At 70.3% G+C, this 21373-nt stretch carries 16 protein-coding genes and 4 pseudogenes; 4 read left to right on the top strand and 16 right to left on the bottom strand.

Translation table 11 applies throughout. The features are described from left to right. Positions 1 to 309 precede the first annotated feature (309 nt). The 3 genes from ABIE67_RS34935 to ABIE67_RS34925 all read left to right on the top strand — a co-directional run bounded on the left by ABIE67_RS34935 (position 310) and on the right by ABIE67_RS34925 (position 4237). Positions 310 to 774 (top strand): hypothetical protein, encoded by a 465-nt coding sequence (locus ABIE67_RS34935; RefSeq protein WP_370265415.1) that lies wholly within the window; start codon positions 310 to 312, stop codon positions 772 to 774. 31 nt (positions 775 to 805) lie between these two features. Then, positions 806 to 1747: a L,D-transpeptidase family protein gene (locus ABIE67_RS34930; RefSeq protein ID WP_370265413.1), complete on the top strand. Its 942-nt coding sequence runs from the start codon at positions 806 to 808 to the stop codon at positions 1745 to 1747. Positions 1748 to 1972: 225 nt separating this feature from the next. Beyond that, positions 1973 to 4237, top strand: a complete 2265-nt coding sequence (locus tag ABIE67_RS34925; protein WP_370265411.1) for an N-acetylmuramoyl-L-alanine amidase — start codon at positions 1973 to 1975, stop codon at positions 4235 to 4237. Between the two features lie 324 nt (positions 4238 to 4561). On the opposite strand, the gene ABIE67_RS34920 is transcribed toward ABIE67_RS34925, so the two are convergent. The 10 genes and pseudogenes from ABIE67_RS34920 to ABIE67_RS34875 form a co-directional block, all read right to left on the bottom strand. Then, a complete protein-coding gene (locus ABIE67_RS34920) occupies positions 4562 to 5662 on the bottom strand; it encodes a magnesium and cobalt transport protein CorA (RefSeq protein WP_370265409.1) in 1101 nt (366 codons plus the stop codon). A gap of 169 nt (positions 5663 to 5831) precedes the next feature. Further along, a pseudogene (locus ABIE67_RS34915) lies at positions 5832 to 5987 on the bottom strand (diaminopimelate decarboxylase); the annotation flags it as partial. Positions 5988 to 6064: 77 nt separating this feature from the next. Beyond that, positions 6065 to 8608 carry a DUF4118 domain-containing protein gene (locus tag ABIE67_RS34910; RefSeq protein ID WP_370265407.1) on the bottom strand — a complete coding sequence of 848 codons (2544 nt, stop codon included), beginning with the start codon at positions 8606 to 8608 and terminating at the stop codon, positions 6065 to 6067. A gap of 1 nt (position 8609) precedes the next feature. Continuing rightward, positions 8610 to 9293, bottom strand: a complete 684-nt coding sequence (locus ABIE67_RS34905; protein ID WP_370265406.1) for a response regulator — start codon at positions 9291 to 9293, stop codon at positions 8610 to 8612. Positions 9294 to 9387: 94 nt separating this feature from the next. Then, positions 9388 to 10020 (bottom strand): potassium-transporting ATPase subunit C, encoded by a 633-nt coding sequence (locus ABIE67_RS34900; RefSeq protein WP_370265404.1) that lies wholly within the window; start codon positions 10018 to 10020, stop codon positions 9388 to 9390. Between the two features lie 24 nt (positions 10021 to 10044). Then, on the bottom strand, positions 10045 to 12168 hold the full coding sequence (kdpB, locus tag ABIE67_RS34895) for a potassium-transporting ATPase subunit KdpB (RefSeq protein WP_370265402.1): 2124 nt from the start codon (positions 12166 to 12168) through the stop codon (positions 10045 to 10047). After that, positions 12168 to 13829 (bottom strand): potassium-transporting ATPase subunit KdpA, encoded by a 1662-nt coding sequence (kdpA, locus tag ABIE67_RS34890; RefSeq protein ID WP_370265400.1) that lies wholly within the window; start codon positions 13827 to 13829, stop codon positions 12168 to 12170. Before kdpA ends, kdpB begins: the two co-directional genes overlap by 1 nt. A 7-nt stretch (positions 13830 to 13836) precedes the next feature. Continuing rightward, a complete protein-coding gene (kdpF, locus tag ABIE67_RS34885; protein WP_037770757.1) occupies positions 13837 to 13926 on the bottom strand; it encodes a K(+)-transporting ATPase subunit F in 90 nt (29 codons plus the stop codon). Further along, on the bottom strand, positions 13923 to 14111 hold the full coding sequence (locus tag ABIE67_RS34880; protein ID WP_370265397.1) for a hypothetical protein: 189 nt from the start codon (positions 14109 to 14111) through the stop codon (positions 13923 to 13925). The genes kdpF and ABIE67_RS34880 overlap by 4 nt, the downstream gene beginning before the upstream one ends. Positions 14112 to 14170: 59 nt before the next feature. Next, positions 14171 to 14555: pseudogene (locus tag ABIE67_RS34875) on the bottom strand (amino acid permease); the annotation flags it as partial. A 48-nt stretch (positions 14556 to 14603) separates the two neighbouring features. Between ABIE67_RS34875 and ABIE67_RS34870 the strand changes: the two are divergent. Then, complete coding sequence (locus ABIE67_RS34870; RefSeq protein ID WP_370265396.1) at positions 14604 to 15008, top strand: carboxylesterase family protein; 405 nt, start codon at positions 14604 to 14606, stop codon at positions 15006 to 15008. Positions 15009 to 15068: 60 nt separating this feature from the next. Here the strand turns inward: ABIE67_RS34870 and ABIE67_RS34865 are convergent. The 6 genes and pseudogenes from ABIE67_RS34865 to ABIE67_RS34840 all read right to left on the bottom strand — a co-directional run bounded on the left by ABIE67_RS34865 (position 15069) and on the right by ABIE67_RS34840 (position 21370). Beyond that, positions 15069 to 15837 (bottom strand): annotated as a pseudogene (locus ABIE67_RS34865) (SDR family NAD(P)-dependent oxidoreductase). Positions 15838 to 15867: 30 nt separating this feature from the next. After that, positions 15868 to 16137, bottom strand: coding sequence for a cyclophilin-like fold protein (locus tag ABIE67_RS34860; RefSeq protein WP_370269243.1), 270 nt, complete (start codon positions 16135 to 16137; stop codon positions 15868 to 15870). A 371-nt stretch (positions 16138 to 16508) separates the two neighbouring features. Further along, positions 16509 to 16952 (bottom strand): annotated as a pseudogene (locus ABIE67_RS34855) (radical SAM protein); the annotation flags it as partial. Beyond that, positions 16942 to 18051: an XdhC family protein gene (locus ABIE67_RS34850; RefSeq protein ID WP_370265395.1), complete on the bottom strand. Its 1110-nt coding sequence runs from the start codon at positions 18049 to 18051 to the stop codon at positions 16942 to 16944. The pseudogene ABIE67_RS34855 and the gene ABIE67_RS34850, both read right to left, overlap by 11 nt. 149 nt (positions 18052 to 18200) lie before the next feature. Continuing rightward, complete coding sequence (locus ABIE67_RS34845) at positions 18201 to 20393, bottom strand: xanthine dehydrogenase family protein molybdopterin-binding subunit (RefSeq protein ID WP_370265392.1); 2193 nt, start codon at positions 20391 to 20393, stop codon at positions 18201 to 18203. Continuing rightward, positions 20390 to 21370 (bottom strand): xanthine dehydrogenase family protein subunit M, encoded by a 981-nt coding sequence (locus ABIE67_RS34840; RefSeq protein WP_370265391.1) that lies wholly within the window; start codon positions 21368 to 21370, stop codon positions 20390 to 20392. The genes ABIE67_RS34845 and ABIE67_RS34840 overlap by 4 nt, the downstream gene beginning before the upstream one ends. Positions 21371 to 21373: the final 3 nt, after the last annotated feature.

Genomic DNA, 21373 nt, shown 5'->3' with positions numbered 1-21373 from the left:
CCGCGGCTACCACCAGGCACGCTATCAGCCTGCCCAGTCTGGGTTTCACGCCAAACCTTTCCTCGCGCGTCACGGCATAAACATGCCGCCGGAATTGCCCCCGCCCATGAGAAACGAGCCCATAGGCAGGGGCGCCGGATTTCTAATCATTCCGCTGACGCCATGTCAAGCGTGCGGACATTGCGGACGATCGGCGCTGAACAGGTCGTCAAGTGCCCGATTTCTCCCTTCACTTGCTGTCGGCGAACAGCATCGGGTATAACCCGCCCGGTTCAACTTCGAGCAGTCCCATTTCGAGGGGGATAATTCATGGCCGACGAAAAACGGGAATCCGCGACGCCGTCACTTTTCCGGCGCGCGGACCGGTCGGGTCTGATCGCGGCGGGCGCGGCGCTGGCCGCCTGCGCCGGACTCGTGGTGTACGGCGTCGCGGACACCGGCGGGAGCGACAGTAAGCCGGAGCGCAGTACCCCCACCGCCTCGGTCACCTACGAGGTGTCCGGCCAAGGCACCGCGGACATCACCTTCCAGGCCCGCAGCGAGGCCGGAAAGGCCACCGTCGTCAAAGCCGCCGCCCTGCCCTGGCGCAAGACCGTCGACGTCCCCCTCGGCCAGGACCCGACCGTCAGCATCACCCTCGGCGAAAACGGCGGGCAGGCCCGCTGCACGCTCGCGATTCGCGGCCGACACGTGCAAAGCGCCACCGCCAGCGGCACGTTCGGCCGCGCCACCTGCACCGGCGCCCTGCCCACCACAGCAGCGACCGCGAGCTGAGCTCGCCCTTCCCCTCACCCAAGGAGTTCCCGTGTACGCCCTTCCCCGGAAGGCTCTGATCACCGCCGCAGTTCTCAGCACCCTCACGGTGATGTCCGCCTGCGGCGGGCAGGACGCCCAGCAGACCGCGGCCTCCGACTCGGTCGAGGTGCCTCAGTCACCGCAGGACCCCGCTGCCGACGCCTCCGCCAGCGCGTCACCCAGCACCTCCGGCTCCCCCTCCGCCAGCCCCTCCACCTCCGGCGACGCATCCACCTCGCCCTCGGCATCCGCCACCACATCGGCCGGCGCCGCGAAGGGGACCGGACAGTCCGCCGACCGCACGGGATCGGGTTCGGACTCCGGCGATGCGGGATCCGCAGCCCAGGCCCCTTCCGCGCCCGATTTCCCCGTAGCCGTAGAAGTCGGCGACGCCACCCAGCTCATCACCGTCAAGGCCGACGGCTCCTACGCCACCGTCACCGCCTGGGCCAAGGGATCGGCCGGCTGGAAGGCACAGTTCAGCACCGGTGCGGGCCGGGTCGGCTCCAACGGCGTGACCGACGGGGCCACCCGCCGGCAGGGCACGTACACCACCCCCACCGGCACCTACAGCATCACCGAGGGGTTCGGTCACGTGGCGGGCGGCACCGCGATGCCGTATCACGTGGTCACCGACGACGACTGGTGGGTGGAGGATCCCGAGTCGAAGTTCTACAACTCCCTGCACGGCGAGGCCGGCGCGGACTTCCCGCTCACCGAGTCCGGCGACCGCGGCAGCGAGCACCTCATCAACTACCCCACCCAGTACGCCAAGGCCCTCGTGATCAACTTCAACCGCTGGCCCGCCACCCCCGGTCGCGGCGCCGGCTTCTTCCTCCACGTCAACGGCAACGGCGCCACGGCGGGCTGCGTCTCCGTACCCCGGGCGACCATGGACCGCGTCATGAGCTGGATCACCCCCTCCGCCCACCCCCGGATCGCCATCGGCTGAGGGTCGGTGACCGTAGCCGGCCGCTTCCGCCCCTGTGTGGCGGGGTGATCTACGTCACCAAGATCTCGAACTGAGTGATGTTTCCCGGTCACTGCCCGCTGGTAGGGCGGGCCACCTGTGTGTCGGGTGTGCCTCAGGTGACTTTCTTCGTGGCCCTGTGGGGCCTTCTACTGGGGTGGATTCGCCGTGAGTCGTCGTACGACGCATGCGTACAGACCGTTGAGCTTGAAGCGCCGGGCGTGGCTGACGCTCGGTGCCGTTGTCCTGGGGGGTGCAGGCGTGGTGACCTACGCGGTCGCCAGCCCGTCCGGCGACCCCGGTGCGGCGGGCAGGGCGAAGCGGCCCGTGAAGGTCTACGACCTCGCGCTGAAGGGGGCCACGGGCGGCAAGCGGGAGCTGCCGCGCACGGACACCGAGCAGTTCTCGCTGGTCGGCGTGTCCTGGACGGGAGCCGTCAAGCGGCTCGACGGCACGGCGCAGGTGCGCACCCGCGACCTGGAGAGCGGCGCGTGGAGCGCCTGGCAGGACCTGGAAGTGAACATCGACCCGCCGGAAGACCCCGAGGCCGGGATGCGCGGCGCGTCCGAGCCGCTGTGGGTCGGTCCCTCCGACGGCGTCCAGGTCCAGGTCGTCCACGAGGACGGCACCACCGGCGCGCTGCCCAAGGGGCTGGAGGCCAACCTGGTCGACCCCGGCGTGGTGACCGACGCCGAGGCCAAGGCGACCGAGCCGGCGGCGTTCGCCGCCGAGGAGACCAGCCCGGCGGCCACACCCACCGACTCCACGACACCCACGGACGGTACGACCGCGACACCGACGGACGGTCAGACCACCACGTCCCCGGCGCCGACCGACCCCACGGCTCCGGCACCGACCAGCACAACGGCCACGGCGACGCCCACCGGATCGGCGTCCGCGTCCCCCTCGACCTCGCCGAGCCCGTCGGCCACGACGCCCTCCGCGCCGCCGTCCACCGTGCCCGAGCCGCCGATCACCTCGCGCGCCGGCTGGGGCGCCGACGAGTCGCTCAGCCCCGACCCGTCCGAGTACAACGCCGACGTGAAGGCCGTCTTCGTCCACCACACCGACGGGGCCAACGACTACTCCTGCGCCGACTCCGCCTCGGTCGTACGGGGCATCTACGCGTACCACACCCAGGTCAACGGCTGGAACGACATCGGCTACAACTTCCTCGTCGACAAGTGCGGCACCGTCTTCGAGGGCCGCAAGGGCGGCATCGACCTGCCGGTGCTCGGCGCGCACACCTACGGCTGGAACCGGGAGTCCGCGGGCATCGCGGTGCTCGGTGAGTACACCTCCACCAGCGCCTCCAACGCCGCGCTGGCCTCCGTCGCCCGCGTCGCCGCCTGGAAGCTCGGCCAGTACGGCGCCGACCCGGCCGGAACCGTGCAGCTCAATGCCGGCGCGAGCCAGAAGAACTACTTCGGCACCAGCTTCACCGCGGGCACCAAGTACACCTTCAACCGGATATCCGCCCACCGTGACGGCTACAACACCCAGTGCCCCGGCAACTCCCTCTACGCCCAGCTGCCGACCATCCGCGCCTGGGCCGCCGGCCCGGTGCAGGGCCTGAAGGTCACCTCGCTCGGCGGGGCGGGACTGTCCGGCTCGACGTACTACACCCAGGGCGCCATCAGCGTGAAGTGGACGGCCACCACACCGTCCTCGCTCATCAAGAGTTTCCAGCTGCTGGTCGACGGCAAGACCGTCACCACCGCCTCCGGCACGGCCACCTCCGCCAACACCACCCTGGCCCTGGGCAGCCACACGGTCGCGGTGCGGGCGGTGCACCAGTCCGGCAAGACCGTGACGACCGCCGCGCTGAACGTCGTCGCGGAGACGACCGCACCGACCTTCACCACCACGCCGAAGCTCTCCCTGCGCACCGGCACGGTCAACACCACCGCCGTCCCGGTCACCCTCGGCTGGAAGGCCGCCGACGACAAGGCGCTGCGCGAGGTGAAGCTGGTCTCCCCGACGGCCGCCACCTTCGGCCCGGCCACCACCGCCTCCAACCGCACCGCCAACTCCGGCACGGCCGCCACCTGGTCGATGCGGGCCTACGACTACGCCGGCAACTACCGCACCGCGTCCGCCTCCTACACACCGGTGATCCTGCAGGAGACCTCGGCGGTGAAGTCCGGCAGCTGGACGACCCGTTCCTCCACCAGCTACCTGGGCGGCAAGTCGTACTCCAGCGGCACCAAGGGCGCCAGCCTCAGCTGGACCTTCACCGGACGCTCCGCCTCCTGGGTGGTCTCCCGGGCCTCCAGCTCGGGTCAGGCGTACGTCTACGTCGACGGCGTCAAGGTCAGCACGGTCGACCTGAAGTCCGCCACCACGCTCTACCGGCAGGCGATCTGGACGAAGACCTGGTCCAGCAGCGCCAAGCACACCGTCAAGATCGTCGTGGTCGCCACCAGCGGCCGCCCCACCATCACCACCGACGGCCTCGTCTACCTCAAGTAGCCCCAACCCTCCCTGGATAGGGGACGTACGCTGCAGGGGCCTTGGTCCCGCCCGGTCGGCCGGGCGGGACCAAGGCCCCCTTCGCGGTGTGGCAGGTACGAACCCGCCGACGACGCGCGGGCCCGCCTCGGAAATCTTCTTCGTCTTCCTCGACGCCGGGTCGGTCTCGTCCGCCGGTCCCGTCAACTGCGCGCAGCAGGCCGGGACGTGCCGGCCCGGCTGCGCCTGCTGCCCCTGAACATCTCGTCGCAGGTCCCCCTCCCAGCCCAGCCGAGCGTCATCGGCGCACTCGAGTCGGCGGCCGCCCCGCCCCCCAACCTGCTCTTACAGCCAGCCCTTTCGCTTGAAATTGCGGTGCAGGAGGACGCAGGCGGTGGCGATGACGCTGAGCACGAGGGGGTAGCCGAAGGTCCAGCGGAGTTCGGGCATGTGGTCGAAGTTCATGCCGTAGACACCGCACACCATGGTGGGTACGGCGATGATCGCGGCCCAGGCGGTGATCTTGCGCATGTCCTCGTTCTGGGCGACGGTGACCTGCGCGAGGTGGGCCTGGAGGATGGAGTCGAGCAGGGCGTCGAAGGCGTTGATCTGCTCGGTGACGCGGGTGAGGTGGTCGGCGACATCCCGGAAGTACGTCTGTATCTCCTTGTCGACGCAGGCGCGGGGTTCGGTGGCCAGCCGGTCGAGGGGGCGGGCGAGCGGGACCACCGCCCGCTTCAGCTCCAGGAGTTCACGCTTGAGCTGGTAGATGCGGCCGGCGTCGGCGTTCCGGGGGCTGCGCGGGGAGAAGACGTCGGTCTCGACCTGGTCGATGTCGTTCTGGACGGCGTCGGCGACGGTGACGTAGTCATCGACGACGTGGTCGGCGATGGCGTGGAGGACGGCGGAGGGACCCTTGGCCAGCAGTTCCGGGTGGGCTTCGAGGTCCTCGCGCAGGGGGCCGAGGGAACCGTGGCGGCCGTGGCGGACGGTGACGACGAAGTCGGGGCCGGTGAAGACCATGATCTCGCCGGTGTTCACCACCTCACTGCTCGCCGTCAGCTCGGAGTGTTCCACGTAGGTGACGGTTTTGAAGACGGAGAACAGCACCTCGCCGTATTGCTCGATCTTGGGGCGCTGGTGGGCGTGGACGGCGTCCTCGACGGCGAGCGGGTGCAGGCCGAAGAGTTCCGCGACGTCGGCGAACTCCTCCTCGCCTGGTTCGTGCAGGCCCAGCCAGACGAAGCCGCCCCTGCGCTTGCGGGCGTGCCGGACGGCTTCCGCCACGGAGTCCCCTCCGGGTCGGCGGACGCCGTCGTGATAGACGACACAGTTGACCACGGTCGAGCCGAGCGGGGAGCGGGCCGGGTGGCTGAGGTCCACGCGGCGATGGCGGGTGCGCCGCGCCAGGTTCGCGACTTTGCGCAGGTTGCCGACCATCGACATGCGGGGTTCTCCTTCACCGGACCGTTGGATCCGCACAGTGTGCCAAAAGGCGGTAAGGCGGATGTCAGGGCCGGCGCTTCTTGCGGAAGCCCAGGTGGAGGACGGTGACGGGCATGGTGATCAGGGCGGCCGCCGCGGGCGCTGCCGCCCCCTGCGACACGTGGAGGCGCTACAGGCCGACGTCCCGGCTACGCATGTCCGCCAGGGACTCGCGGCGAACCAGGAGGCGGCCGATGCCGTCGCGTACGGCGGCCACGGGTGGGCGGCCGACCAGGTTGTAGCCGGAGGCCATGGACGGGTGGTAGGCGCCGGCCACGGGTGCGGCTGCGGCTGGACACCGGGCGCCTTGAGCGGGAGTTCGACACCGTGCCGCCCGACGCCTGAAGCTCTGAGGGCCGGCCTTCAGGACGTGGCCGCCGCCGGCGGGTCCGGCTCCTGCGATTGGCGCTCGGGTGCCGTCCGTACCGTGAGCACCATGGTGAGACCGCCGCCGGGGGTGTCCTCCGCGTGGAGCGTGCCGCCGACGGCTTCGGCGAAGCCTCGCGCGACCGCGAGGCCCAGGCCGACTCCGGCACCGCGGGGCGAGTCGCCGTAGCGCTGGAAGGGTTCGAAGATGCGGTCCTTGGCCTCGTCCGGTACGCCGGGTCCGCGGTCGACGACCCGTACCTCGGCCCGGTCGGCGATGGCGCTCGCCGACACCAGGACCCGCTCGCCGGGCGGGCTGTACTTGACGGCGTTCTCGACGACGTTGGCGACGGCCCGCTCCAGCAGTCCCCGGTCGACATGGACCATCGGCAGGGTCTCGGGGATGTCCAGGTCCACGCTGTCCTCGGGCACCCCGCCGAGCGCCATGGGCACCACCTCGTCGAGGCCGGTCTCGCGGATGATCGGGGTGACCGTGCCGGTCTGGAGGCGGGACATGTCGAGCAGGTTGCCGACCAGCAGGTCGAGCCGGTCGGCGCCCTCCTCGATGGCCTCCAGCAACTCCGCCTCGTCCTCCTCGGACCAGGCGACGTCGTCGGAGCGCAGTGAGGACACGGCGGCCTTGATGCCGGCGAGCGGAGTGCGCAGGTCGTGGCTGACGGCGGCGAGCAGCGCGGTCCGGATGCGGTTGCCCTCGGCCAACTCCTTGGCGCGGTCGGCCTCCCGCCGCAGGCGCCGGCGGTCCAGGACGACCGCGGCCTGCGCGGCGAACGCGGCCAGCACCCGGCGGTCGGCGGCCGGCAGCACCCGGCCGCGCAGGGACAGGGCCATGTGGTCACCGACCGGTACGTCGACGTCCGCGTCCTCCGGATTCTCGACGGGCCCGGGTCCCACACTCCCCGCGCAGGTCCAGGGGGTTGTCTCGTCGGTCCGCTCCAGCAGGGCCACCGATTCCACGGCGAAGGTCTCGCGGACCCTTTCCAGCAGTTCCTCCAGCGAGGTCTCGCCGCGCAGCACGTTGCCCGCGAGGAGGGACAGGATCTCCGACTCGGCACGCAGCCTGGCCGCCTGGTGGGTGCGGCGGGCCGCGAGGTCCACCACCGAGGCCACGGACACGGCGACCCCCACAAAGATCGCGATGGCGACGATGTTCTTCGGGTCCGCGATCGTCAGGGTGTGGACGGGCGGGGTGAAGAACCAGTTGAGCAGAAGGGAGCCCACCACCGCGGACGCCAGCGCCGGGAAGAGCCCGCCGAGCAGGGCCGCCGCCACCGTCAGGGTCAGGAACAGCAGCATGTCGTTGGCGAGGCCGACGTCCAGGGTGGCGCCGGTGAGGAGCCAGGTGAACAGGACGGGTCCCAGCACGCCGACGAGCCAGCCCCATATGACCCGGGAGCGTCCCAGGCGTGCCCCGCGCGCCGCCGGCAGTCCGCGGCCCTTGCCCGCCTCGTCGTGGGTGATCAGGTGGACGTCCAGGTCCGGACCGGAGTCCCGGGCCACCGTCGCGCCGACGCCCGGCCCGAAGGCGTACTGCCAGCTCCTGCGGCGCGAGACGCCCAGCACGATCTGGGTGGCGTTCACCCCGCGCGCGAAGTCCAGCAGGGCCACCGGTATGTCCTCCCCGACCACCTGGTGGAAGGTGCCGCCGAGGTCCTCGACCAGCGTGCGCTGGTCGGCCAGTTCCTTCGGGGAGGCGGTGGTGAGGCCGTCGCTGCGGGAGATGTAGACAGCCAGGACCTCGCCGCCGGCGCCCTTCTCGGCGAGCCGCGCGGCCCGCCGTATCAGGGTGCGCCCCTCGGGGCCGCCGGTCAGGCCGACGACGATCCGCTCGCGTGACCCCCAGATGGTGGAGACCTGGTGCTCGCTGCGGTACTCGGTGAGATACGCGTCGACCCGGTCGGCCACCCACAGCAGCGCCAGTTCGCGCAGCGCGGTCAGGTTGCCCGGGCGGAAGTAGTTGGAGAGGGCCGCGTCGACCTTGTCCGACTTGTAGATGTTGCCGTGCGCCATCCGCCGCCGCAGCGCCTGCGGCGACATGTCGACCAGTTCGATCTGGTCGGCCCGGCGCACGACCTCGTCGGGTACGGTCTCCCGCTGGCGCACACCCGTGATCGCCTCGACGACGTCACCGAGGGACTCCAGATGCTGGATGTTGACGGTGGAGATGACGTCGATGCCGGCGGCGAGCAGTTCCTCGACGTCCTGCCAGCGCTTGGTGTTGCGGGAACCGGGAACGTTGGTGTGGGCCAGTTCGTCGACCAGGGCGACCCGGGGCCGGCGAGCCAGGACGGCGTCCACGTCCATCTCGGTGAACACGCTGTCCCGGTACTCCAGTTCCCTGCGCGGGATCTGGTGCAGACCGTGCAGCATCACCTCGGTGCGCGGCCGGTGATGGTGCTCCACGAAGGCGACCACGCAGTCGGTGCCCCGCTCGGCACGCCGGTGGGCCTCGGAGAGCATGGCGTAGGTCTTGCCCACGCCGGGTGCCGCGCCGAGGTAGATCCGAAGCTTGCCGCGCGCCATGTCATCCCTCGAAGCGGTAGCCCATGCCGGGCTCGGTGATCAGATGGCGGGGGTGGGAGGGGTCCGTCTCCAGTTTGCGGCGCAGCTGGGCCATGTACACCCGCAGGTAGTTGGTCTTGCTGCTCTGCGAGACGCCCCAGACCTCCTGGAGGAGGTGCTTCTGCGTGATCAGCCGGCCCGGGTTGACCACCAGGATCTCCAGCACGTGCCACTCGGTCGGCGTCAGCCGCACGTCCCGCCCGCCGCGGACGACCCTCTTGGCGAGCAGGTCGATGCTGAAGTCCGCCGTCTCGACGAGCGTCGTCGCGGGGACGAGCGTCGCGTCCTCGGTACGGCGGACCGCGGCCCGTAGCCGGGCCAGCAACTCGTTCATGCTGAACGGCTTGGTGATGTAGTCGTCGGCGCCGGCGTCGAGTGCGGCCACCTTCTCGTCGGAGCCCTGCCGGGCGGACAGGACCAGGATCGGCATACGGCTCCAGCCGCGCAGGCCCTTGATGATGTCGACGCCGTCCATGTCGGGCAGGCCGAGGTCGAGCAGGACCACGTCGGGCTGACGCGCGGCCGCCAGCCGGAGGGCGGTTGCCCCGTCGGGCGCCGCGTCCACTCCGTACTGACGTGCCTGCAAGTTGATGACGAGGGCCCGTACGAGCTGCGGGTCGTCCTCCACCACGAGCACCCGGGTCATGGGTGTGTGCCTCTCCTGTCGTACGCGGCGGCGGGAGTCGGCCGCAACGGTGCTGTCACCGGCCGCCGACTCCCGCTCGGGTCGGGTAACTCCATCAGTCCTTGGCCACAAGTGCCTTGAGCGCGATGTTGAGTTCCAGGACGTTCACCCGGGGCTCTCCGATGAAGCCGAGGGTGCGCCCCTTGGTCTGCTCGTCGACGAGCTGCTGCACCTGGGCGACGGTCAGGCCGTTCTTCTCGGCGACCCGGTGGACCTGGAGGTTCGCGTAGGCCGGGGAGATGTCCGGGTCCAGGCCGGAGCCGGAGGAGGTGACCGCGTCCGCGGGGACCTGGGAGGGCTTGACGGTGTAGCCGGGCACCGAGTTGTCCTTGACGACCTTGGCCTTGGCCTCCTTGACCGCCTTGACGAGGTCGGGGTTGTCGGCGGAGAGGTTGGTGGCGCCGGACAGGATCAGCTTGTACTGCGTGTTGAGCGAGTTCTCGCCGAGGCCGCCGGCCGGCCGGGGCTGGAAGTGGTCCAGGCTGTAGCCCTGTTGCCCGATCAGGGAGGAGCCGACGACCTTGCCGTCCGCCTTGATCTCCGAGCCGTTCGCCTTGTTGTCGAGGAGCGCCTGGGCCACACCCGTGACCACCAGGGGGTAGATCACGCCGGTGACCAGGGTCAGCACGAGGAGGGCACGCAGGCCCGCCCCGAGCAACCGGGCTGTGTTCGTGACGGAGTTGTTCATGGCGATCAGCACGCTTTCAAGAAATTACAGCCCGGGGATGAGGGAGATGAGCAGGTCGATGATCTTGATGCCGATGAAGGGCGCGATCAGCCCGCCGATCCCGTAGATGGTCAGGTTGCGGCGCAGCATCTTGTCGGCGCTGACCGGCCGGTACTGCACGCCCTTCAGGGACAGCGGCACCAGCGCGATGATGATCAGCGCGTTGAAGATGACGGCCGACAGGATCGCGGAGTCCGGCGAGCTCAGGCCCATGATGTTGAGCTTGTCCAGGCCCGGGTAGACGGCCGCGAACAGCGCCGGGATGATCGCGAAGTACTTCGCGACGTCGTTGGCGATGGAGAAGGTCGTCAACGCGCCCCGGGTGATGAGGAGTTGCTTGCCGATCTCGACGATCTCGATGAGCTTGGTCGGGTTGGAGTCGAGGTCGACCATGTTGCCGGCCTCCTTGGCGGCCGACGTACCGGTGTTCATGGCCACGCCGACGTCCGCCTGCGCGAGGGCGGGCGCGTCGTTGGTGCCGTCACCGGTCATCGCGACCAGCTTGCCGCCGGCCTGCTCCCGCTTGATCAGCGCCATCTTGTCCTCGGGAGTCGCCTCCGCGAGGAAGTCGTCGACGCCCGCCTCCTCGGCGATCGCCTTGGCGGTCAGCGGGTTGTCACCCGTGATCATGACGGTCTTGATGCCCATGCGGCGCAGTTCCTCGAACCGCTCGCGCATGCCGTCCTTGACGACGTCCTTGAGGTGGATGACGCCCAGGATCCGGGCACCGTCCGCGTCCTCCACCGCGACGAGCAGCGGCGTGCCGCCCGCCTCGGAGATCCGGTTGGCGACGGTGTCCGCGTCCTCGGCGACCGTGCCGCCCTGCTCCTGGACCCAGGCGATGACCGAACCGGCCGCGCCCTTGCGGATCTTGCGCCCGTCGACGTCCACGCCGGACATCCGGGTCTGGGCGGTGAACGCGATCCACTCGGCGCCGGCCAACTCGCCCTGGTGCCGCTCGCGCAGCCCGTACTTCTCTTTCGCCAGTACGACGATGGAGCGCCCCTCGGGCGTCTCGTCGGCCAGCGACGACAGCTGGGCGGCGTCCGCGACCTCGGCCTCGGTGGTGCCGCTCACGGGCACGAACTCCGACGCCTGGCGGTTGCCCAGCGTGATGGTGCCGGTCTTGTCGAGCAGCAGCGTGGAGACGTCACCGGCGGCCTCGACCGCGCGGCCCGACATCGCCAGGACGTTGCGCTGCACGAGACGGTCCATGCCCGCGATGCCGATCGCGGACAGCAGAGCACCGATCGTGGTCGGGATCAGACAGACCAGCAGCGCCACGAGCACGACCAACGTCAGGTGCGTGCCCGCGTAGTTCGCGAACGGCGGCAGGGTCGCCACCGCGAGGAGGAAGACGATGGTGAGGGACGCCAGCAGGATGTTCAGCGCGATCTCGTTCGGCGTCTTCTGCCGGGCCGCACCCTCGACCAGGTTGATCATCCGGTCGATGAAGGTCTCGCCCGGTTTCGTCGTGATCTTGATGACGATGCGGTCGGACAGCACCTTCGTACCGCCGGTGACGGCCGAACGGTCACCACCGGACTCGCGGATGACGGGCGCCGACTCACCCGTGATCGCCGACTCGTCGACGGACGCGACGCCCTCGACGACGTCACCGTCGCCGGGGATGATGTCGCCGGCCTCGCAGACGACCAGGTCGCCGATCTTCAACTCGGTGCCCGGCACGCGCTCTTCGACAGCACCGCTGAGCCGGCGCGCCACCGTGTCGGTCTTTGCCTTGCGCAGCGTGTCGGCCTGGGCCTTGCCGCGGCCCTCGGCGACGGCCTCCGCGAGGTTGGCGAAGATCACGGTCAGCCACAGCCAGACGCTGATGGTCCAGCCGAACCAGTCGCCCGGCTCCTTGAAGGAGAAGACCGTGGTCAGCACCGACCCGATCCACACCACGAACATCACGGGCGACTTGACCAGCACCCGCGGATCGAGCTTGCGGAAGGCGTCGGGAAGCGACTTCAGCAGCTGCTCGGGGTCGAACAGGCCGGCACCTACCCGGCCCTCCTTGTGCCCGGTCGGCACGTCCTGGTGCGGTGCCCGGGTGGGAGTGGCTGTGGACATCGCGTCCTCTGGCTTCTGTGTACGGGTGGTCATCACGCCAGCCCCTCGGCGAGCGGACCCAGCGCGAGGGCCGGGAAGTAGGTGAGACCGGTGATGATCAGGATCGCGCCCACCAACAGGCCGGTGAACAGCGGCTTCTCGGTGCGCAGGGTGCCCGCCGTCTCCGGCACCGGCTTCTGCTCGGCGAGCGAGCCGGCCAGGGCGAGGACGAACACCATCGGCAGGAAGCGGCCGAACAGCATCGCGAGTCCGGTCATGGTGTTGTACCAGTCGGTGTTCGCGTTCAGCCCTCCGAAGGCCGAGCCGTTGTTGTTCGCGGCGGAGGTGAAGGCGTACAGCACCTCGGAGAAGCCGTGAGCTCCGGAGTTCAGCATGGAGTTCGGCGGCGTCGGCAGTGCCATGGACACGGCCGTGAAGACGAGGACCAGGGCCGGGGTGATGAGGAGGTAGCAGGCGGCCCGCTTGATCTCGCGGGTGCCGATCTTCTTGCCCAGGTACTCGGGCGTGCGGCCCACCATCAGCCCGGCGATGAACACCGCGATGATCGCCATGATCAGCATGCCGTAGAGGCCGGATCCGGTACCGCCGGGCGCGATCTCGCCCAGCATCATGCCGAGCATGGTGATGCCGCCGCCGAGGCCGGTGAAGGAGGAGTGGAAGGAGTTGACCGCGCCGGTCGAGGTGAGTGTGGTCGCCGTCGCGAAGATCGACGAGCCGCCGACGCCGAACCGGACCTCCTTGCCCTCGTACGCGCCGCCGGCGATGTCGAACGCCGGGCCGTGGTGGGCGAACTCGGTCCACATCATCAGGGCCGTGAAGCCGATCCAGAGGGTGGCCATGGTGGCGAGGATCGCGTAGCCCTGCTTGACCGAGCCGACCATGAGGCCGAAGGTGCGGGTCAGCGAGAACGGGATGACGAGGATCAGGAAGATCTCGAAGAGGTTCGAGAGCGGGGTGGGGTTCTCGAACGGGTGGGCACTGTTGGCGTTGAAGATGCCTCCGCCGTTGGTGCCGATCTCCTTGATGGCCTCGGTGGAGGCGACCGCCCCGCCGTTCCACTGCTGCGAACCCCCCATGAACTGCCCGACCTCATGGATGCCGGAGAAGTTCTGGATCGCGCCGCACGCCACGAGCACGATCGCGGCGACAAAGGCCATCGGCACCAGGACGCGTACGACACCGCGCACCAAGTCGGCCCAGATGTTGCCGAGTTCACCGGTGCGGGACCGCGCGAACCCGCGCACGAGGGCGACCGCGACAGCGATACCGACGGCCGCGGAGACGAAGTTCTGCACGGCCAGACCGGCGGTCTGCACGACGTGACCCATGGTCTGCTCGCCGTAGTACGACTGCCAGTTGGTGTTGGTCACGAAGGACACGGCCGTGTTGAACGACTGCGCCGGGTTGACCGAGTCGAAGCCGAGCGAGCCGGGCAGAACGCCCTGGATCCGCTGGAGCAGGTAGAGGAAGACGACGCCGACGGCCGAGAAGGCGAGGATCCCGCGCAGGTACGCGGGCCAGGTCATCTCGGTGTCGGGGTCGGCACCGATGCCCTTGTAGATCCACTTCTCGACGCGCAGGTGCTTGTCGGAGGAGTAGACCCTGGCCATGTAGGTGCCCAGGGGGATGTAGGCGAGCGCCAGCGCGCCTATGAGGGCGAGCAGCTGGAGCACACCCGCGAGGACAGGACCCATCTGTGTCTCAGAACCTCTCCGGGAAGATCAGGGCGAGGACGAGATAGCCCAGCAGGGCGACGGCCACGACCAGGCCGACGACGTTCTCGACGGTCACAGCTTCGTCACCCCCTTGGCGACGAGAGCCACCAGCGCGAAACCCGCGATCGTGGTGAGGACGAAGGCCAGATCGGCCATCGCGAACTCCTGGAGTGAGGTTCGGGTTGAACGGACGATTAGAGGAAAGCGCCTCTCTGGCCGGATCAGGTCGTCCGTTGACGGCTCTCTTACGGCGGCGCCCACGGCTTTGACGGAACCCTTACGGCCCTGTTCCTGACCGGCGTGCCGGCAGGTGGCCCGGCTCACAGCAGCCGGAAGCGGAGCCGGCAGATCACCGCGTCCGTCTCCCGCCGCACGGCATGCGCGACGACCGCGCCACGCTGTTCCGGAGCGGCCGCCGCCACAGCCGCTCCGGCTCCGGCTCCGTCTCGGGGGGACGAGACGGGCACGATCACCAGCGAGCGCTCGCGGTGCGGCGTTTCCGGAATACGACCGAGACCGAGCCGCTCGCCGATCCGGCCGTAAGCGCGGCGAACGGTCTCGAAGGCGACCACGAGCAGCGGCAGGGCGACAACGATCAGCCAGGCGCCCCTCCTCGAACCTCTCCACGGTGACGACGGTCGCGACGCCGGTGAGCGACGCGCCGAAGCCGTTGAGCAGCGCCTTGCCGCGCCACCCAGGGCCCTTCGGGTCTACGACGACACCGCCCTGCCCGGCCGCACGACCCTCAACGACGTGCTCAGCGGCTGGTTCGTCTCACGCCCTCGGTGTGGCTGGCCGAGTACGGGCGCCCGGGTGTGGCAGTACACCTTCGACTACGCGCAGGCCGGGCCCTTCGGACCCACGCACGGCAGCGACGTCCAGTTCACCTTCGGCAAGTGGGGCCAGGGCGACTTCACCGGGGCCGCGCCGGCCGACCTCCCGACGGCACGGGCCCTGTCCGCGAAGATGGTGGACTCCTTCGCCGCGTTCGCCCAGCACGGAACGCCGGCGACCCGGGCACTGCCGGACTGGCCGGCCTTCACCCCCCGCGACCGGGCATGCCTGTCGTTCGACGTGGAGCCGCGTCTGGTGCGCGACCGCCTCGCCGACGCGCGGCGCGAGGCGTGGGACGGGGTCGATCCCTTTGCGGTCTGCTGATACCTGATGCTGCCGCGGGGGGGGGCCGCCGTCCGTTGCGGGACGGCGGCCCCCACCCGGTCATCGGGCGACGTAGCCGCCGTCGACGGGGAGGGCGACGCCTACGACGAAACCGGCTCCCGGGCTGCACAGCCACAGGACGGCCTGGGCGATCTCCTCGGCCGTACCGAGGCGGTTGATGGGCTGGTTGGCCTCGGCCTCGGCGCGGTCCAGCTCCCCCTTGGCGATCATGTCGCTGACCATCGGGGTGTCGATGGTGCCGGGGCAGACGGCGTTGATACGGATGCCGCGTGGGGCGTATTCGAGGGCCGCGCTCGTGGTCAGGCCGATCACGCCGTGCTTGGAGGCGTGGTAGGAGGCGCGTCCGGGGAGGCCGACCAAGCCGCCGAGGGAGGAGCAGTTGACGACGGCGCCGCTGCCCTGGGCACGCATGTGCCGCAGCTCGTGCTTCATGCAGGCCCACACGCCGCGGAGGTTGATGGCGTTGACGCGGTCGAAGCGTTCGGCGGGTTCGTCGGCGGCGTCGCTGGGCGGGATCTGGATGCCGGCGTTGTTGTAGGCCATGTCGAGGCGGCCGAAGGTCTGGAACGGTGCGGTCGACCGCGGCGGCGACCTGTTCTTCGTCGCTGACGTCTCAGGTGAGGCCGAGTGCTCGGTGCCCGGAGTCGGTGAGTTGCTTGACTGCTGCGTTCAGGGCGGCTTCGTCGATGTCGGTGAGAGCGACGGCGGCCCCGGATTCGGCGAAGGCGCGGGCGGTCGCCAGGCCCATGCCGGAGCCGGCGCCGGTGACGAGGGCGACCTGGCCGGTGAAGTCGTAGCTGGGGTTCACGTGCATTTCTCCCGTTGACAGTGCGCCGGGTCAGGAAGCTGCTTCGATGGTGACCTCGGTGGCGGTGGCGGTGGCGAGGCGTTCGGTGTCGCCGTTCACGTGGCCGAGGATGATCAGGCCGGCGTCGCTGGAGCCGCTGCCTCGGTAGAAGAGCGCCAGGTTGCCCCAGGGCGCGTAATACGCCAGGTCACCGGGCTTTGTTTCGGCGGCGTCCGGGGCGCCGGAGGTGGACAGCCGACGGGGTAGGTCGGCGATCTTCTCCGTCTCGTGGAAGTCGCTCAGGTTCAGCGTGAGCGGCAGCAGGGCGGCGAAGTCGCGGGCCGTGGCGCTGTCGTTCAGGGTGGCGTCGACCCGTGGCCGTCGATGGTGAGCCGGATGTTCATGGCGGTGTCCTTGTCATCGGACGGTGCGGCTGGTGCGGTGGCCGTCGGCGTTCGCTGTGACGCGGACGGACGCGGACGCGGAGGCGGAGGACGAGGACGGGGAAGACGGGGACGGGGGCGCCGCGTCGGTACAGGCGGTCACTGCGAGCAGTAAGGCGGTCGGGACGGCGCGGGCAAGGCTGGAACGGGTGGTCGGGCTCACGGCATCCTCAGGGGGCGTCAGTCGGGCAGGGGCTCGGCGTAGTGGCGGAAGCCGTCGCGCTTGAGGTGGATGTCGTACAGGCGGTGGGCCAGCACCTGGCCCTCGATGACGTCCTTGTGGCGGTCACGGCGGGTGAGGGTCTTGAAGACGTCCGGACGGAGAGTGTCCAGGGAGACGTTCACCCGGTCCAGGCCCGCCGCCTTCAAAGCCGTCGCGGTGCGCTTCAGGCCGATGCCGTTCGTCGTCAGCGACATCTGCGGGCGCGGCTCCAGGGCCGCGCCCTGCTCGACTATGCCGACCAGGCCGGGACGCAGCAGCGGCTCACCGCCGGTGAAGCGGACCTCCTCGATGCCCAGCGAGGTGACGGCGATGTCGGTCAGGCGGACGATGTCGTCGTCCGTGAGCAGGTCGGGCTTGGCCAGCCACTGCAGGCCCTCCTCGGGCATGCAGTACGTACAGCGCAGATTGCACCGGTCGGTCAGCGAGACCCTCAGGTCGGTGGCCACTCGGCCGTAGGTGTCAATGAGCATGGATCGGACCGGTGACCCGGGCCAGAGGCAGGCCGGTGCTCTGGTTGGCGTGGGCGATGATCTCGGCGGTGATGGAGATGGCCGTCTCCTCGGGGGTGCGGGCACCCAGGTCGAGGCCGATCGGGGAGCGCAGCCGGGCCAACTGCCTGTCGGTGACCCCGACTTCACGCAGGCGGCGCAGACGTGCGTCGTGGGTGCGGCGGGAGCCCATGGCGCCGACGTAGCCGACGGGCAGGTCGAGGGCGAGCTGGAGCAGGGGGATGTCGAACTTGGCGTCGTGGGTCAGCACGCAGACGGCGGTACGGGCGTCCACGGCCGTCTGTGCAAGGTAGCGGTGGGGCCAGTCGACGACCACCTCGTCGGCGTGCGGGAAGCGGGCTTCGGTGGCGAAGACGGGGCGGGCGTCGCACACGGTGACGTGGTAGCCCAAAAAGTGGCCGGCCTGGGCGAGGGCGGCGGCGAAATCGATGGCGCCGAAGATCAGCATGCGGGGGCGGGTCGCGGCCGCGTGGACGAGGACGGAGAGCTGCTCGGGGCAGGTGTCGGCGTCTCCGCCGAGCGAGAGAAGTGCGGTGCGTCCGGTGCGCAGTTGGGCGGTGGCCCGGTCCGCCACGGCCCGGCCGGTCGGCCCGTCGCCGAGCGTGCTGTCGGCGATCCAACTGTCGCCGAGGACGCTCAAAGTGGCGCCGAGCAATCCCTCAGGCCCGTCCACGACCTGGGCGACGGCGGCGGGCCGGCCCTCGACCGCCGCGGCGAGCGCCGCGCCGAGATGGGGCTGGGCGGCGGGGTCGACGCACTGGACGAGGACGTCGAGTTCGCCGCCGCAGGTCAGGCCCACGGCGAAGGCGTCGTCGTCGGAGTAGCCGAACCACGCGCGCTGGGGAGTGCCTCGGTCGTGGAGGGCCTGGCGGCACAGCTCGTACACCGCGCCTTCGACGCAGCCGCCGGAGATGCTGCCGACGGCGTTGCCGTCGGCGTCCACCGCCACCGACGTGCCGATGGGCAGGGGTGCGCTGCCGGTGACGTCGACGACGGTGGCCAGGGCGAAGGGGCGTTCCTCGCGGCACCAGCGGTGCAGTGTGTGCGCGATGTTCAGCATGGGGGCTCCAGAACAGACGGTCGCTGTCGCGGAAGGTGGGGCGGGCCGCCCCCGCGCCGACGGGGGCGCGTGCGCGGCGGCGGCCCGGGGAGGGTCCGGCAGCCGTACGGGGGGTCGGCTGCCGGACCCCGCTATGGAGGCGGCGTCGTTCAGAGCAACGCCTCGGCGGTGATGGGCAGTTGGCGGATCCGTCGGCCGGTGGCGTTGAAGACCGCGTTGCCGATCGCGGCCGCCACGCCCACCTGGACGACCTCGCCGAGTCCCTTGACGCCCAGCAGGTTGCCGGCGTTGTCCTCGCCGTCGAGGTAGATCGCCTTGATCTCGGGGACGTCGGCGTTCACGGGCACGAGGTAGTCGGCGAGGCTGGAGTTCACGATCCGCCCGTCGCGGTGGTCGGTGACCGTGTGCTCCAACAGCGCCTGGCCGATGCCGCCGACAATCCCGCCGAAGGCCTGGCTCTCGGCGAGCTTGGGGCTGATGATCCGCCCCGCGTCGTAGACGCCGAGCATCCTCCGCACCCGTACCAGCCCCAGGTCCGCGTCCACCGAGACCTCGGCGAAGGTCGCGCTGTAGGCGAAGTAGGCGGAGCGCTCGGAGCCGGGCCCCTGGTAAGAACCGTTCGCCTCCAGGTGGGAGCGGTCGTTGCGGGCCAGCAGGCGCTTGTACGTCTCACCGCGCACCGTGTCGTTCCGCACGTGCAGTCGGCCGTTGCGCACGACCACGTCGTCCGCGTTCACGCCGTACAGCGGCGACTCCCGGTCCTCCACGGCCAGCTTGATCGCCTGCTGCCGCACCTTGTTGCAGGCGTCGACAACGGCCGAGCCGACACTGGCCATGGTCGCCGAACCGCCGTGCGGCGAGGTGAACGGATACTCCGAGTCACCCAGCCGGAACGTGACCGTGCGCATGGTCAGCCCCAGGGCGTCGGCCGCGACCTGGGTCTGGGAGGTGTACGTGCCCGGCCCCATGTCGGTGGTGGCCGCGTCCACGACCGCCGTGCCGTCGGCGTCCAGCCGCGCCCTGGCCTGCGCGGGGAAGCGCCCGCAGTCGTAGGCCCCGGCGGCCATGCCCAGGCCGATCAGCAGGTTCCCCTCCCGGGTGGAGCGCGGCTTGGGGTTGCGGCGGTCCCAACCGAACTCGCGGGCGCCGACCGTGTAGCACTCGCTCAGTCGCCGGGAGGAGAAGGGCTCGTTCGTCGACTCGTCCTCGGCCGGTTCGTTGCGCCGGCGCAGCTCGATCGGATCGATGCCGAGTTCGTCGGCTAGCTCGTCCATGGCCGACTCGATCACGAACGACGCGGGGGCGAAGCCGGGCCCGCGCATCCAGATCGGGGTGTTCACGTCCAACGGCACCTGCCGGTACGCCTGGCGGACGTTGGGCATGCTGTACATCATCTGGCCCGTGCCCAGGACGGCCTCGAAGAACGTCTCGTAAGACGAGGTCTCGTGGTCGATGTCGTGGATCGCGGCGTTCAGCCGGCCGCGCCGGTCGCTGCCGAGGCGCAGCCGGTACTCGTAGGCCGGCCGGAATCCGGTGCCGAAGTACATCTGCTTGCGCGACAGCACCAGCTTCACCGGGCGCCGCGTCACCCGCGCGGCCAGCGCGGCGACGATCGTGTGCGGCCAGCAGCGCAGTCCACTGCCGAAGCCGCCGCCGACGAACGGGTTGATGACCCGCACCGCGTCCGCCGGCAGGTCGAAGACCGCGGCGATCTCGTCGTGCGTGCCCATCACCCACTGCGTCTTGTCCCACACCGTCAGCCGATTGCCGTCCCAGCGGGCGACGGTGGCGTGCGGCTCCATCGGGTTGTGGTGGTTGCGCGCCAGTTCGTACTTCAGGTCCAGCCGTACGGCCGAGGAGCGCAGCCCTGCCTCCGCGTCCCCGCGCGCATAGGGCGTCGGCTCGCCCGGCTCGGCCTTGGTGATGTCCGTCGAGGGCTTCTCGGCGTCGTAGCGGACCTTGACCAGGCTCGCCCCGTGCTGGGCGGCCTCCAGGGTGGCGGCCACCACGACGGCGACCGGCTGGCCGTGGAAGAGGACCTTGTCGTCCTGGAAGACCCGAAGTCTGCGTCCGGCCGGGTTGTTGGAGCCGGCGTTGTCGCGGTACGGCAGTTTCGGGGCGTTGCCGTGGTGGATCACCCGCAGCACGCCCGCGTGTTTCTCGGCGGCGCGCGTGTCGATGGAGGTGATCCGGCCGCATCCGATGCTCGCGTCGACGATGACGGCGTGCACGGCACCCTTGATGTCGTGTTCGGCGGCGTACTCCGCCTTGCCGGTGACCTTGAGCCGGCCGTCCACGCGGGACAGCGGCGCACCTACGGCTGCCTGCGGCTGGGGGCTCATGCCATCTCTCCTACGGTGCGCAGCTGGCGTTCGACGGTCCGCTTCAGGAGTTCGACCTTGAACCGGTTGTGCTGGAGGGGGCGGGCGCCGTCGGCCGCGTGGCCGGCGGCCTCGGCCCACAGCCGGTCCGAGGGGCGCTCGCCGACCAGGGCACGCTCGACGGCGGACAGCTTCCACGGCACGGTAGCCACACCGCCCGCGGCGACCTTCGCCTCCCGGATCACGCCGCCGCGTACATGCAGCGCGACGGCCGCCGAGGCGAGCCCGAACGAGTAGGACTGCCGGTCGCGGATCTTCAGGTAGGCCGACTTGAGCGGACGCGGGAGCGCCGGGATCCCCACGGCGGTGATCAACTCGCCGGGCCTCAAGGCGTGTTCCCTGTTCGGGGTGGCGCCGGGGCGGAGCAGGAAGTCGGCGAAGGGGAGCCTGCGCTCCTTGCCGTCCGGTGCCTCCAGGTGGACGGTCGCCTCCAGGGCGGTGAGCGCGACGGCGAAGTCGGAGGCGTGCACGGCCACGCAGTGATCGGAGCCGCCGAGGATCGCGTGGCCGCGGTTGTAGCCGTGCAGGGCGGCGCAGCCGGAGCCGGGCTCGCGCTTGTTGCAGTCGGCGGTCACGTCACGGAAGTAGGTGCAGCGGGTGCGCTGCATGATGTTGCCGCCGATGGTGGCCATGTTCCGCAGCTGGGCCGAGGCGCCCCGCAGTGCCTGGGCGACCACCGGGTAGAGGGAGTTCAGCTTGGGGTCGGCGGTGGCCACGGCCATCGGGACCAGGGCGCCGATGCGGATGCCCCCGCCCGCGGTGGCGGTGATCTCACGCAGGGGCAGCGCGCTGATGTCGACCACCGTCTCGGGGGTTTCGACGGTCTCGCGCATCAGGTCGACGAGGGTGGTGCCGCCGGCGATGTAACGGCCGCCGCGCCGGCCGGCGTCCAGGGCTTCCCGGACGCTGTTCACGCGGGTGTAGGCGAAGGGATACACGGG

It is taken from the genome of Streptomyces sp. V4I8 (assembly GCF_041261225.1).
Taxonomy (GTDB): Bacteria; Actinomycetota; Actinomycetes; order Streptomycetales; family Streptomycetaceae; genus Streptomyces.
The sequence above is the reverse complement of the archived record's forward strand: the minus strand, read 5'-3'. Positions and strand labels throughout refer to the sequence as shown.

What these genes read in the sequence shown, in the direction of transcription:
- ABIE67_RS34905 (WP_370265406.1), bottom strand. Translation starts at nt 9,293, where the DNA reads ATGACCCGGGTGCTCGTGGTGGAGGACGACCCGCAGCTCGTACGGGCC.
- ABIE67_RS34910 (WP_370265407.1), bottom strand. Translation starts at nt 8,608, where the DNA reads ATGGCGCGCGGCAAGCTTCGGATCTACCTCGGCGCGGCACCCGGCGTG.
- ABIE67_RS34845 (WP_370265392.1), bottom strand. Translation starts at nt 20,393, where the DNA reads ATGAGCCCCCAGCCGCAGGCAGCCGTAGGTGCGCCGCTGTCCCGCGTG.
- ABIE67_RS34920 (WP_370265409.1), bottom strand. Translation starts at nt 5,662, where the DNA reads ATGTCGATGGTCGGCAACCTGCGCAAAGTCGCGAACCTGGCGCGGCGC.
- ABIE67_RS34900 (WP_370265404.1), bottom strand. Translation starts at nt 10,020, where the DNA reads ATGAACAACTCCGTCACGAACACAGCCCGGTTGCTCGGGGCGGGCCTG.
- kdpA (WP_370265400.1), bottom strand. Translation starts at nt 13,829, where the DNA reads ATGGGTCCTGTCCTCGCGGGTGTGCTCCAGCTGCTCGCCCTCATAGGC.
- kdpB (WP_370265402.1), bottom strand. Translation starts at nt 12,168, where the DNA reads ATGACCACCCGTACACAGAAGCCAGAGGACGCGATGTCCACAGCCACT.
- ABIE67_RS34850 (WP_370265395.1), bottom strand. Translation starts at nt 18,051, where the DNA reads ATGCTGAACATCGCGCACACACTGCACCGCTGGTGCCGCGAGGAACGC.
- ABIE67_RS34935 (WP_370265415.1), top strand. Translation starts at nt 310, where the DNA reads ATGGCCGACGAAAAACGGGAATCCGCGACGCCGTCACTTTTCCGGCGC.